Origin of the sequence: Metapseudomonas otitidis (assembly GCF_011397855.1) — a bacterium.
GTDB classification, from domain to species: Bacteria; Pseudomonadota; Gammaproteobacteria; order Pseudomonadales; family Pseudomonadaceae; genus Metapseudomonas; species Metapseudomonas otitidis.
In genome coordinates this window covers 5,725,991-5,738,164 of the sequence record NZ_AP022642.1, presented here as the reverse complement: position 1 = coordinate 5,738,164, position 12,174 = coordinate 5,725,991, and the positions used below count along the sequence as shown (strand labels likewise).

Sequence of the window (12,174 nt, the reverse complement as noted above, 5' to 3'; positions counted from 1 at the left end):
CAGTAGGAGAGAGAACATGGCTTTAGCCAAACGCATCATCCCCTGCCTCGACGTGGACAACGGCCGCGTGGTGAAGGGCGTCAAGTTCGAGAACATCCGCGACGCCGGTGACCCGGTGGAGATCGCCCGCCGCTACGACGAACAGGGGGCTGACGAGATCACCTTCCTCGACATCACCGCCAGCGTCGACGGCCGCGATACAACGCTGCACACCGTCGAGCGCATGGCCAGCCAGGTGTTCATCCCGCTCACCGTGGGCGGTGGCGTGCGCACCGTGCAGGACATCCGCAACCTGCTCAACGCCGGTGCCGACAAGGTCTCCATCAACACCGCCGCGGTGTTCAACCCCGAGTTCGTCGGCGAAGCGGCCTCGCGTTTCGGCTCCCAGTGCATCGTGGTCGCCATCGACGCCAAGCGGGTCTCCGCGCCGGGCGAGACGCCTCGCTGGGAAATCTTCACCCACGGCGGCCGCAAGCCCACCGGGCTCGATGCAGTGGCCTGGGCGGCGAAGATGGAAGAGCTGGGTGCCGGGGAAATCCTCCTGACCAGCATGGACCAGGACGGCGTGAAGAGCGGTTACGACCTGGGCGTTACCCGCGCCATCAGCGAGCGTGTGCGCATCCCGGTGATCGCCTCCGGTGGCGTCGGCAATCTCGAGCACCTGGCCGCCGGCATCCTCGACGGCAAGGCCGATGCGGTGCTGGCCGCGAGCATTTTCCATTTCGGCGAATACACTGTTCCGGAGGCGAAGGCCTACTTGGCCAGCCGGGGCATCGTGGTGCGCTGAGCACGATTCTTGCCTTCATTTATGCTTTGGCTGCAACCGTGATCCGGTTCGCAGCCTGGGCAGCCGAGGCCGATACCCTGTACCCGGGGTCAGGCCCGTTGGTTTTACCCATCCTCCTTACAAGGTAGTTGCATATGTCGAAACGCCTCCTGCTCGCCCTGGCGAGCACTCTCCTGGTGCTCGCCGGGACCGTTCGCGCCGAAGTGGACGAAAACTACACCGTGGTGCTCCTGACGGAGAACTTCCCGCCGTACAACATGGCGATCAACGGGAAGAACTTCGCCCAGGAAGACAACATCGACGGGATCGCTGTCGACATCGTGCAGGCAATGTTCAAGCGCGCCGGGGTCAAGTACACCATGACCCTGCGCTTCCCCTGGGACCGCATCTACAAGCTGGCGCAGGAGAAGCCCGACTACGGCATCTTCGTCACCGCCCGCCTGCCGGAGCGCGAGGCCTCCTTCAAGTGGGTCGGCCCCATCGGTCCGGACGACTGGGTCCTGCTGGCCCGTGGTGACAGCACCATCAGCGTCAGCAGCCTGGACCAGGCCAAGCAGTACAAGGTGGGCGCCTACAAGGGCGATGCCATCCACCAGGCCCTGACCGACAAGGGCATCGAGGCGCAGGCCTCCCTGCGTGACCAGGAAAACGCCAAGAAGCTGGAGAAGGGCCAGATCGACCTCTGGGCCACCGGCGATCCCGCTGGCCGCTACCTGGCCAAGCAGGAAGGCATCACCGGTCTGAAGACCGTGCTGCGCTTCAACCAGACCCCGCTGTACCTGGCGCTGAACAAAAACGTGCCGGACGAGGTGGTCAAGAAGCTCCAGGACGCCCTGGAGCAACTGCGCAGCGAAGGCTTCGTGGACAAGACCATCAACAGCTACCTGTAAGAACCTCGCGACCGGCCCAACAGCCGGTCGCTTGCCATTGGATGGCAGGACGGGCTGAGTGAACGTCTGTGGGACCGTGCCCACGCAGGGATGCCGCTGGCCATAATCACAACACCAACGCGAGCGGTAGAACGATGCACAAGCTATTCAGACCTCTTCTGGCCCTGGGCCTGATCACCCTTTCCCTGGCGGCTCGCGCCGAGCTTCCGGCCGACTACAAGGTGGTCCTGCTCACCGAGAACTTCCCGCCCTTCAACATGGCGGTCGACGACAAGAACTTCGCCCGTGACGACGGCATCGACGGCATCAGCACCGATATCGTCCGCGAGATGTTCAAGCGCGCCGGCATCTCCTACAACCTGACCCTGCGCTTCCCCTGGGATCGCCTCTACCGCCTGACCCAGGAGAAGCCCAACTACGGCCTGTTCTCCACCACCTACACCGAAGAGCGCAAGCCGCAGTTCAAGTGGGTCGGTCCGCTGGCCAAGAGCGGTTGGGTGCTGCTGGCTGCGCCGGGCAGCACGCTGAGCGTGAAGGACCTCAAGAGCGCCGGGCAGTACCGCATCGGTGCCTACAAGAACGACGCCGTCAGCCAGTACCTGGAGACCCAGGGCCTGAGCCCGCAGAACGCCCTGCGTGACCAGGAGAACGTGAAGAAGCTGGAGAAGGGCCAGATCGACCTGTGGGCGACCACCGACCCGGTGGGACGCTACCTGGCCAAGCAGGAAGGCGTGACCGGGCTGCAGACCGTGCTGCGCTTCAACGAGGTCGAGCTGTACCTGGCCTTCAACAAGGACACTCCCGACGAGGTGATCGAGCGACTGCAGAAGGCCCTGGACCAGATGCGCGCCGAAGGTTTCGTCGAGGAAGCGACCAAGAACTACCTCTGAGTAGCACCTCCGAGCCGGCGCGCCTTAATGGAGCGCCGGCTTCGCCTTACTTCAGTCCGTAGCGATAGATGCGCCGGTCGTTGCTGTCGTACCAGTTGCCCTTGGCCCAGAACACCTGGTCCTGATTGCGGTCCAGCCCGAGCACGCCCAGGTAGCCGGCGATGGCCAGGCGCGACCAGGAGCGGCCGCCGTCGCGGGAATAGAACACCGCATCCGCTGAAATACGCGCCGACTCGCCATCCTCCGTGGGGTACAGCCACTGGGGCACTTCGTAGCGACTGTCGGTATTGGTCAGCAGCACGCCGTTACCCGCCAGGAACCCCCGCAGCCCGCTGGACGCCGGGAGCGGCCAGAAGGGCGTGGGCAACGCGCCGTTGACCTGCCAGGTGCCGCTGTCCCGCTGCCACTCGGCCACTTCCGTGGCCCGTTCGCCCTCCCGGCTGATCACGCCGTACACCTGGCCCTGGCCGGTGCCCACCAGCTCTTCCACCAGCACGCCGGTGTCCCGCTGCAGCGGGCCGATGCGCCATTGCCCGCCTTCGCGGACCAGCTCCGCGCGGGTGGTGACGAACAGCGGGGTGTCGAGGTAGCGCCCGCCGGGCTTGCCGTAGAGGAAGGACTGCCCGATCCACAGCGCCGCGTGGTCGTCGTCGTACTGCCAGACGTGCGGGGTGATGGTGCCGAAAGTCCCGGCGCTGTCGCCCCACTCGGCGTCGGCGGGCGCGCGTTTGCGGATCTCGTCCAGGCCCACCAGCAGGTTCTCCGAAGCGGCCAGGGCCTGGCGGGTACGCCCGCGATCGGGGGAGTAGTAGAGGCCGGCACGGTTGTCGGCGACGGTGTCGGGCTCGTAGTCGTACGCCGCACTGGGGGTGGCGCTCTGCGGCAGGGTGGCCCAGGCCCAGACCTGGTCGGCATCGTGGAAGTAGGGCTTGAGGGACCAGGCCAGGTTGTCGGCCTCGGGGAAGAAGCCGTCCGATAGCACCTGCCAAGTGGCGCCCTGGTCATCGCTGCGCAGCACCACGGTCTGCTGCAGGCCCTCCAGCGGGTCCTTGCCGGGGCGATCCACGCCGGTCAGCAGGAACAGGCTGCTGCCGTCGGCATTGGCTACCAGGCAGGCGGTCTCGTCCAGGCGGGCGACCTGGACGAAGCGGCCCTGCTCATCCAGCCGCGACAGGTAGGTGGTCTGTGCTTCACGGGACAGGCCGCCGAAGAACGGGGTGAAGGTGCTCGGTTCGTCGCCGTCGTCGGGCTTCTTCTCGCCACGGATCAGTTGGCCGAGGTCCTGGCCTACTGCTTCGTCCTCGGAGCGGTCGCCTTCCATGCGTCCCACCAGCCAGGTATTGCGTGGCGTGGCCACGACGCCGGTGCAGTACTGCTCCATGGCGCGCTGCTCGATGCGTTCGACGCTGCCGACCACGGCCTCGTCGGGGCTGGCGCCACCCAGTTCCAGCTTGGCGCTGGTGATGATCCAGATGAAGCCGAGGGGCACCACGGCGGCAAGGGCCACGGCGGCGAGCGGTACGAAGTGGTCACGGCGGAGGGGCATGGCGGGCTTCCGTTCAGGGCGGGCGGCCAGCCTATAGCCCAGGCGCGCGCTTGCCCAGGCTGGCGCGGTGCTAGCGGTACTGGCCGCCCTTGCCGTGGGCGGCCATGGCGCGGTTGCTGCGCAGGGCGATCATCTGCGGCACGCTCACCAGCTCGAAGCCGCGGGCGGCCAGGCGCGGCAGCTCGCGTTCGAGCAGGGCGAGGGTGGCCGGGTGAGGGTGACCGATCATCACGGCAGTGCCCTGCTTGCGCGCCAGGCTGAGGGCGGCCTCGAACTGCCGGGCGATGGCCTCGGGGTGCTGGTCGTCATCGAGGAACACATCCCGGGAGAGGCTGGCCAGCCCGACCTTCTGCGCTTCGGCGGCGGCGACGGTGGCGGCGCTGGTGCGGCTGTCGACGAAGAAGCGGTGGTCGGCCTGCAGGCGCTTCATCAGCCAGGCCATGGCCTCGGGCTGGGCGGTCATGCGGCTGCCCATGTGGTTGTTCACGCCCTGGCTGTAGGGCACGGCGGTGAACGCCGCATCCAGCCGCCGGGCCAGCTCGGCCTCCGGCAGGCCGGGGTGCCAGGCGAAGGGACCGCCAGCGGGGTCCATCGGCAGGTGCAGCATCACCGTGCGGCGGGCGTCGTGGGCGCGCCGGGCCAGGTCGGTGGCGTGAGGGGTGTCGGGGATGATCGCCAGGGCGACGGTGGCCGGCAGGGCGAGGACGCGGCGGTCGCGCTCAGGGGTCTGCCCCAGGTCGTCGATGATCAGCGCCAGGCGGGGCCGAGCGTGACTGGCCGGTGCAGCGGGCTTGGCCGAGGGTTTGGCCGGAGTTGGCGTGGGTTGTGTAGGCGCGGGAACAGGAACAGGTGCGTGGGCGGGTGCCGGTGAGGCACCGACAGTGGGAGCCCGCGGGTTGAGGACCAGCGGGCCCGGCCGGATCGGCTCCGGCTGGGCCACCGGCGCCTGCTCCGGCGCCGCCAGGGGCAGCCGGGGCAGGGGTGGCAACGGCTCGCGGGCCTCGGCCACCAGCGCGCCGAACAGCAGCGCGAGCAGCCAGGCACGACGACGCACCCTACTCTCCGCGGGTGACGTTGAGCCCTTTGAGCAGGTTGAGGGCCTGGTTCAGCTGGAAGTCGTCGTCCTGTGGGCGCGCGGCGGCAGCCTTGCCCTTGCTGGAGCTGGGACGGTCGGCGCCGCCGTTGCCGTTGCCGAGGTGGCCGGCCAGGTCCGCTTCCTTGAAGTTCTCGGTGTCCTGCTCGCGGGTCACCTTGGCGCGGCTGACCTCGATGTCCGGGACGATGCCCTGGGCCTGGATGGAGCGGCCGTTGGGAGTGAAGTAGAGCGCGGTGGTGAGCTTCAGGGCGCGGTCGTTGTTCAGCGGCAGCACGGTCTGCACCGAGCCTTTGCCGAAGCTGTCGGTGCCCATCAGCACGCCACGCTTCTGGTCCTGCAGGGCGCCGGCGACGATCTCGGCCGCCGAGGCACTGCCGCCGTTGATCAGCACCACCAGCGGTACGCCTTCGCTGGCGTCGGCCGGGTCGGCGGAGAAGCGCAGCTCGGAGTTGGCGATGCGGCCCTTGGTGTAGACGATCAGGCCCTTGGTGAGGAAGTGGTCGGCCACTTCCACCGCGGCCTGGAGCACGCCGCCGGGGTTGTTGCGCAGGTCCAGCACGAGGCCGGCGAGCTTCTTGTCGCCGTTGTCCTTGCGCAGCTTGGCCAGGGCCTTGCCCACTTCCTCGCCGGTGTTGACCTGGAACTGGGTGATGCGGATGTAGCCGTAGTTCTTGTCCAGCAGCTGGCTCTTGACGCTCTTGACCTTGATCACCGCGCGCTTGAGCTCGACGTCGAAGGGCTGGCCGCCCTCGCGCACGAGGGTCAGGACGATGGGGCTGCCGGCCTTGCCGCGCATCTTGTCGACCGCTTCCATCATCGACAGGCCCTTGGTGGGCTGGCCGTCGATCTTGACGATCAGGTCGCCCGGCTGGATGCCGGCCTTGGAGGCGGGGGTGTCGTCGATGGGCGAGACGACCTTGATGAAGCCGTCTTCGGTGCCCACTTCGATGCCCAGGCCGCCGAATTCACCGCTGGTGCTTTCCTGCAGCTCCTGGAACGCTTCGGGTTCGAGGTAGGCGGAGTGCGGGTCGAGGTTGCTGAGCATGCCCTTGATGGCGTTCTCCAGCAGAGTCTTGTCGTCCACCGGCTCGACGTAGGCCGATTTGATGCGGTCGAGCACCTCGGCGAAGGTGCGCAGCTCGTCGAGGGGCAGGGGCGCCTTGCCGGGGGCCGGGGCCGGTGCGGCTGCAGCGGGCGCGGCGGCTTTGGACTCCTGGGCGGCGTGGATGAGCGGCGAGCCCACGAGCAGCGCCAGGGCCATGGCCAGGGGGGTAAGGCGGGACAGATGCGGCATGCGTATCAACTCCTACGGGATTGGGTGGCGCTTATCCTTGCGCTCGGCACCACTGCGCGGGGTCGCTGGGGCGCCCCTGCTGGCGGATGGCGAAATACAGCGCGGGTGTGTCCTGGCCGCCGGTGGTGCCGACGGTGGCAATGGACTCACCGGCTTTGACGACGTCGCCGGCGTTCTTCAACAGGCTCTGGTTGTGGCCATACAGGCTCAGGTAGCCGTTGCCGTGGTCGAGGATGACCAGCAGCCCGGCGCCGCGCAACCAGTCGGCGAACACCACGCGCCCGCCATGGATGGCGCGCACCTGGCTGCCGGCGGAGGCTCCGATGAGCACCCCGTCCCACTTGGTTCGTTCGTCTTCGCCGCGCGGAGTTCCAAATCTCGCCACCAGGCGACCATTCACTGGCCAGGGCAGCTTGCCCCGGGCGCTGGAGAACGGGCCGCCGTAGGAGGTGCCGGCGCTGGAGACCAGCGGGCCTTCGACGGTGCGCGGCGGGGTGCCGGGGGTGCGCTTGAGGGCTTCTTCCTGGCGCTGGCGCTCGGCCAGTTCGTGCTTGCGCGCTTCCTCGGCTTCGCGGGCCTGGCGGGCCAGGGTTTCCTCGATGGTCTTGAGCACGCGGCCGAGCTCGGCCTGTTCCTGCTCGCGGGCCTTGAGCTTGCGGTCGCGGTCGCTGACGTCGCGGTTGAGCTTGGCCAGGGCCAGCTGGCGCTCCTTGCGCAGGGCGGCGAGCTGCTCGCGGCGGCCGTCCAGGGCGCTTTTCTGCTCGACGAGGGCGGCCTGCTGGGTGGCGATGTCGCGCTCGACGTTGGCCAGCTGGCGCAGGGTCTCGTTGAAGGTGGCCAGCTGCTCCATGCGCGCCTGGCTGAGGTAGTCGTAGTAGGTGAGGGTGCGGGCGAACTTCTCGGGGTTCTGCTGGTTGAGCAGCAGCTTGAGGTATTCCTGCTGGCCGCTCTGGTAGGCGGCGCGGGCCTGGATGCCGATCAGCCGCTGCTGTTCAGCGCGCGCGCCCTGGAGTTTTTTTTTCTCCTGATCCAGGCGCTTCACCTCGCCTTCGCCCTTGTCCAGCTCCTGCTGGAGGTCCTTGACCTGCCTCTCCAGCTGGCCCATGTCGGACTCGGTCTTCTTCAGGTCGGCCTGGACGCCGGATTTCTCCTCCTGCAGCTGCTTGAGCAGCTTCTTCAGCTCGGCGACGTCCTTGGCGGCCTGGTCCAGCTGCTGCTGGGTCTGGGCGCGTTCGTCGGCGAAGGCCGGTGCCAGGAGGCAGGCGCAGAGGAGGAACGTGAAGGCGCGGAACATGAGGGGTGCGTCACCAGGCGGGAGGACCGGCCTAGTATGCCCGTCACGCTCTGTAAAAAAAACGCCCCGGGGCCTGCGCACCGGGGCATTCGGACCAATCCGAGGGGCCGGCGGTCTGCCCCGGGGTCATTTCAGCTCGACGATCGGGGTGCCGGTCATCTCGGGCGGCACCGGCAGGCCCATCAGGGTCAGCACGGTGGGGGCCACATCGGCGAGGACGCCGCCTTCGCGGATGCGGGCGGGGCGCTTGCCGTAATAGATGAAGGGCACGGGCTCGCAGGTGTGTGCGGTGTGGGCCTGGCCGGTGGCTTCGTCTTCCATCTGCTCGACGTTGCCGTGGTCGGCGGTGATCAGCGCTTCGCCGCCGACCTTGTCGAGGGCGGCGGTGATGCGGCCCAGGCAGGTGTCCAGGCACTCGACGGCCTTGACCGCGGCCTCGAACACGCCGGTGTGGCCGACCATGTCGCCGTTGGCGTAGTTGACGATGATCACGTCGTAGCGCTGGTGCTCGATGGCGTCGACGATGCGGTCGGTGACCTCGGGGGCGCTCATCTCCGGCTGCAGGTCATAGGTGGCGACCTTGGGCGAGGGGATGAGGATGCGCTCTTCGCCGGCGAAGGGCTCTTCGCGGCCGCCGGAGAAGAAGAAGGTGACGTGGGCGTACTTCTCGGTCTCGGCGATGCGCAGCTGGGTCTTGCCGTTGTTGGCCAGGTATTCGCCGAGCACGTTGTTCAGGGATTCGGGCTTGAACGCGCTGGGGGCGGGGATGCTGGCGGCGTATTGGGTCAGCATCACGTAGCCGGCCAGGGCGATTTCGCGGGCACGGGCGAATTCCTTGAAGCCGGGCTCGACGAAGGCGCGGGACAGCTCGCGGGCGCGGTCGGCGCGGAAGTTCATAAACACAACGGCATCGCCGTCTTCCACCCGCACCGGCGCGCCGATGGTGGTGGCCTTGACGAACTCGTCGCTCTCGCCGCGCTCATAAGCGGCGGCCAGGCCTTCGGCGGCGGTGGCGGCGGCGAATTCGCCACGGCCTTCGGTGATCAGGTTGTAGGCGGCTTCGACGCGGTCCCAGCGGTTGTCGCGGTCCATGGCGTAGTAGCGGCCGATCAGGCTGGCGATGCGGCCCTTGCCGAGGCGGGCAAAGGTGGCGTCGAGCAGTTCGATGGAGGGCTGGGCGCTCTTGGGCGGGGTGTCGCGGCCGTCGAGGAAGGCGTGCAGGTAGATCTTCTCGGCGCCGCGCTGGGCGGCCAGTTCGGCCATGGCGACCAGGTGGTCCTGGTGGCTGTGCACGCCGCCATCGGAGAGCAGGCCCATGAAGTGCAGGGCCTTGCCGGCGGCGACGGCCTTGTCCACGGCGTCGACGATCACCGGGTTGGTGAAGAACTCGCCGTCACGGATGGCCTTGGTGACGCGGGTGAAGTCCTGGTACACGACGCGGCCGGCGCCCAGGTTCATGTGGCCCACCTCGGAGTTGCCCATCTGCCCGTCGGGCAGGCCCACGTCCATGCCGGAGCCGGAGATCAGCCCGTTGGGCTGGGTCGCGCGCAGGTGGTCGTAGACCGGGGTGCGGGCGGCGTGGATGGCGTTGTAGTCCGGGCTGTCACTGTGACCGAAGCCGTCCAGGATGATCAGGACCAGGGGTTTGGGCGTGGCTGTCATGGCGTCCGACTCGCAAGGGGGCGTGAGCAAAAAGGGAGCGGCATTTTACGTACAAGTTCCTTGTACGTCACCGCTGGCCGGGGTTTGGTGGACCTGTGGCGCTGTGTATACTGGCCGGCATTTTACCGCCCCGGGACCCGTCGATGCTTGCCCACCTGATTGAATTTGCCACTAACCACTATGTGCTGAGCGCTATCTTCGTCGTCCTGCTGGTGCTGCTGATCGCCCATGAACTGCGCCGCAGCGGTCGTGCGGTGAGCACCCGCGAGCTGACCGCGCTGGTCAACGCCGACCAGGGCCTGGTGCTGGACGTGCGCTCGGTGAAGGATTTCGGCACCGGCCACATCGTCGACTCCCTGAACATCCCCTTCGAGAAGCTCGCCGCCCGCATGGCCGAGCTGGAAAAGCACAAGGACAAGGCCATCATCGTGGTCGATGCCATGGGCCAGCATGCTGGCACCGTTTGCCGTGACCTGAAGAAGGCCGGTTTCAATGCGCTCAAGCTGTCCGGCGGTATCGGCAGCTGGCGCGGCGAAAACCTGCCCCTGGTGAAGTGAAATGCCGAACGTCGTCATCTATTCCAGCGACTGGTGCCCCTACTGCATGCGAGCCAAGCAGCTGCTGCAGAGCAAGGGCGTCCAGTACGAAGAGATCAAGGTGGACGGGAAGCCCGATGTACGCGCCGAGATGACCCGCAAGGCGGGCCGCACCTCGGTGCCCCAGATCTGGATCGGCCCGACCCATGTGGGCGGCTGTGACGACCTCTATGCCCTGGAGCGGGCCGGGAAGCTGGATGCCCTGCTCGAGGCTTGACCCTCCGGTAACGGACGAACAAGAAGGTTCTGCCAAATGACTGAACAAGCAAACGGCGCTTCCCAGGAAGCCGCACCGCAATTCTCCCTGCAGCGCATCTACGTGCGTGACCTGTCCTTCGAGGCCCCCAAGAGCCCCGAGATCTTCCGCCAGGAGTGGTCCCCCAGCGTCGCGCTGGACCTGAACACCCGCCAGAAGAACCTGGACGGCGACTTCTACGAAGTCGTGCTGACCCTGTCCGTGACCGTGAAGAACGGCGAGGAAACCGCCTTCATCGCGGAAGTGCAGCAGGCCGGCATCTTCCTGATCAAGGGCCTGGATGCGGCGTCCATGAGCCACACCCTGGGCGCCTTCTGCCCGAACATCCTGTTCCCCTACGCTCGCGAAACCCTGGACAGCCTGGTGGTGCGCGGCTCCTTCCCGGCGCTGATGCTCTCCCCGGTCAACTTCGATGCCCTGTACGCCCAGGAAATGGCGCGTATCCAGGGTGGTGAAGCCCAGGCCTGAGCCGTTCCGGCTCCATGAAAAAGCGCCCCTCGGGGCGCTTTTTTTGTTGGCGGCGACCGGCCCGGGGTCAGTCCAGGCAGAAGCCGTGCTGGCGCCAGGCCTCGTAGACCGCCACGGCGACGCTGTTGGAGAGGTTCAGGCTGCGGCAGCCCGGGCGCATCGGCAGGCGCAGGCGCTGGGATTCGGGCAGGGCGTTGCGCACGTCGTCCGGCAGGCCGCGGCTCTCCGGGCCGAAGAGAAACGCGTCGCCCTTCTCGAAGGCGACATCGTGGAACAGCCGGCTGCCCTTGGTGGTGAAGGCGAACACCCGGGGGTGGCCGAGGCTGGCCAGGCAGCTGTCCAGATCGGGATGACGCCGCAGGGTGGCGTACTCGTGGTAGTCCAGCCCGGCACGGCGTAGGCGCTTGTCGTCCAGCTCGAAGCCCAGGGGCTCGATCAGGTGCAGGTCGCAGCCCGAGTTGGCACACAGCCTGATAATGTTGCCCGTGTTTGGCGGGATTTCCGGTTGAAAGAGGATGACGTGGAACATGCGTGGCCCCGAGCCCGAAACAGGGCGGCATTCTAGCGCCGAAAAGGACGAGCGTAGGCGTCTGTTGCCGCGCTTCATCGGCTCGCTGGCGATCTTCGGCCTGCTGCTGGGAATGATGATCGGCCGCCTCACCGAGCCCGAGCCCACCCGCCTGGAGCGCATCGAGGTGGCCGAGGGTGGCCTGGTGCTGTGGTTCAACCGCACGCCGCGCCAGACCGCCGAGCACCGTGACGGCGCACTGGCCTTCGTCTTCGAAGCGCGCGCCCAGTCGGCCCAGGGGCGCCTGCAGATGGCGGGGCGACCGGTGAACTGGCGATTGCAGATGACGCCCGCCGGGGCGGTGCTGCACTTCGTGGCCATGCGCCCGTTGAAGGGCGAGTGGCAGGGGGCTTGGGTGGACGGCCAGTGGCGCCTGTCCATCGACCTGCACGAAGGGTAGGGAAAAGAAAAGGGCTCCGGGCCTGCCTGTACCCGAAGCCCCTGAAGGCTGCTCGCCACGGTGCGTGGCTTGAGCGCTACAAGAAAGGGGATTCCCCGGCCTGCCTGTACCAAGGTCCCCGAAAGGGTCTTGCCCGTTGCCGTGCCTGGGGCGACGGCGGCGAGCGGTTGTAAGAAAGGGGAATCCCCGGCCTGCCTGTACCTGGGCCCCCGAAAGGGTTTGCCGCTGTTCGGTCGCGGAGCGGGGCTCGACGCGGGACCGGGCAGCGGGTGGTGCACATAAAGAGGGGGCTTCTCGGCCTGCCTGTACCAAGGGCCCCTGAAACTGTACGTACCAGGACCAATGCAGAGGCTGTGCCAAGTTGCGTTCCGGCGTGGCTCTGTCGGCTGTGGATAACGCTGAAAGCCAGTGGATACGCGGCCTGCAG

General features: G+C 67.4%; 13 protein-coding genes. 7 read left to right on the top strand and 6 right to left on the bottom strand.

The features are described from left to right. Positions 1-16 precede the first annotated feature (16 nt). The 3 genes from hisF (at position 17) to PotMrB4_RS26525 (ending at position 2,567) form a co-directional block, all read left to right on the top strand. Entirely contained in the window at positions 17-787 is a 771-nt protein-coding gene (hisF, locus tag PotMrB4_RS26535; protein ID WP_044405405.1) for an imidazole glycerol phosphate synthase subunit HisF, read from the top strand. 134 nt (positions 788-921) lie between these two features. Beyond that, positions 922-1,677, top strand: a complete 756-nt coding sequence (locus PotMrB4_RS26530; protein ID WP_172434883.1) for a substrate-binding periplasmic protein — start codon at positions 922-924, stop codon at positions 1,675-1,677. A gap of 134 nt (positions 1,678-1,811) precedes the next feature. After that, positions 1,812-2,567, top strand: a complete 756-nt coding sequence (locus PotMrB4_RS26525) for a substrate-binding periplasmic protein (RefSeq protein ID WP_069559958.1) — start codon at positions 1,812-1,814, stop codon at positions 2,565-2,567. Between the two features lie 46 nt (positions 2,568-2,613). Here the strand turns inward: PotMrB4_RS26525 and PotMrB4_RS26520 are convergent, their stop codons facing one another. From PotMrB4_RS26520 to gpmI, 5 genes are all read right to left on the bottom strand, one after another. Continuing rightward, entirely contained in the window at positions 2,614-4,113 is a 1,500-nt protein-coding gene (locus tag PotMrB4_RS26520; protein ID WP_172434882.1) for a hypothetical protein, read from the bottom strand. 70 nt (positions 4,114-4,183) lie between these two features. Continuing rightward, positions 4,184-5,167 (bottom strand): divergent polysaccharide deacetylase family protein, encoded by a 984-nt coding sequence (locus PotMrB4_RS26515; RefSeq protein ID WP_232060773.1) that lies wholly within the window; start codon positions 5,165-5,167, stop codon positions 4,184-4,186. Position 5,168: 1 nt separating this feature from the next. Then, the gene (locus tag PotMrB4_RS26510) at positions 5,169-6,503 is read right to left on the bottom strand and encodes a S41 family peptidase (protein ID WP_074973843.1); all 1,335 of its coding nucleotides are present in this window, start codon (positions 6,501-6,503) and stop codon (positions 5,169-5,171) included. A gap of 31 nt (positions 6,504-6,534) precedes the next feature. Continuing rightward, entirely contained in the window at positions 6,535-7,797 is a 1,263-nt protein-coding gene (locus PotMrB4_RS26505) for a murein hydrolase activator EnvC family protein (protein ID WP_172434881.1), read from the bottom strand. Between the two features lie 126 nt (positions 7,798-7,923). Beyond that, a complete protein-coding gene (gpmI, locus tag PotMrB4_RS26500; RefSeq protein WP_172434880.1) occupies positions 7,924-9,459 on the bottom strand; it encodes a 2,3-bisphosphoglycerate-independent phosphoglycerate mutase in 1,536 nt (511 codons plus the stop codon). 143 nt (positions 9,460-9,602) lie between these two features. Here gpmI and PotMrB4_RS26495 point away from each other — a divergent pair, with 143 nt between their 5' ends. The 3 genes from PotMrB4_RS26495 to secB are packed head-to-tail and all read left to right on the top strand — an operon-like array spanning position 9,603 to position 10,779. Beyond that, a complete protein-coding gene (locus PotMrB4_RS26495; RefSeq protein WP_172434879.1) occupies positions 9,603-10,016 on the top strand; it encodes a rhodanese-like domain-containing protein in 414 nt (137 codons plus the stop codon). A 1-nt stretch (position 10,017) separates the two neighbouring features. Beyond that, entirely contained in the window at positions 10,018-10,272 is a 255-nt protein-coding gene (gene grxC, locus PotMrB4_RS26490) for a glutaredoxin 3 (RefSeq protein ID WP_044405413.1), read from the top strand. 36 nt (positions 10,273-10,308) lie between these two features. Continuing rightward, positions 10,309-10,779 carry a protein-export chaperone SecB gene (secB, locus tag PotMrB4_RS26485; RefSeq protein ID WP_044405414.1) on the top strand — a complete coding sequence of 157 codons (471 nt, stop codon included), beginning with the start codon at positions 10,309-10,311 and terminating at the stop codon, positions 10,777-10,779. 67 nt (positions 10,780-10,846) lie between these two features. Here the strand turns inward: secB and PotMrB4_RS26480 are convergent, their stop codons facing one another. Beyond that, positions 10,847-11,308, bottom strand: a complete 462-nt coding sequence (locus PotMrB4_RS26480) for a tRNA (cytidine(34)-2'-O)-methyltransferase (RefSeq protein WP_044405415.1) — start codon at positions 11,306-11,308, stop codon at positions 10,847-10,849. A gap of 64 nt (positions 11,309-11,372) precedes the next feature. On the opposite strand from PotMrB4_RS26480, the gene PotMrB4_RS26475 reads away from it, so the two are divergent. Continuing rightward, the gene (locus PotMrB4_RS26475) at positions 11,373-11,747 is read left to right on the top strand and encodes a hypothetical protein (RefSeq protein ID WP_232060772.1); all 375 of its coding nucleotides are present in this window, start codon (positions 11,373-11,375) and stop codon (positions 11,745-11,747) included. Positions 11,748-12,174 lie beyond the last annotated feature (427 nt).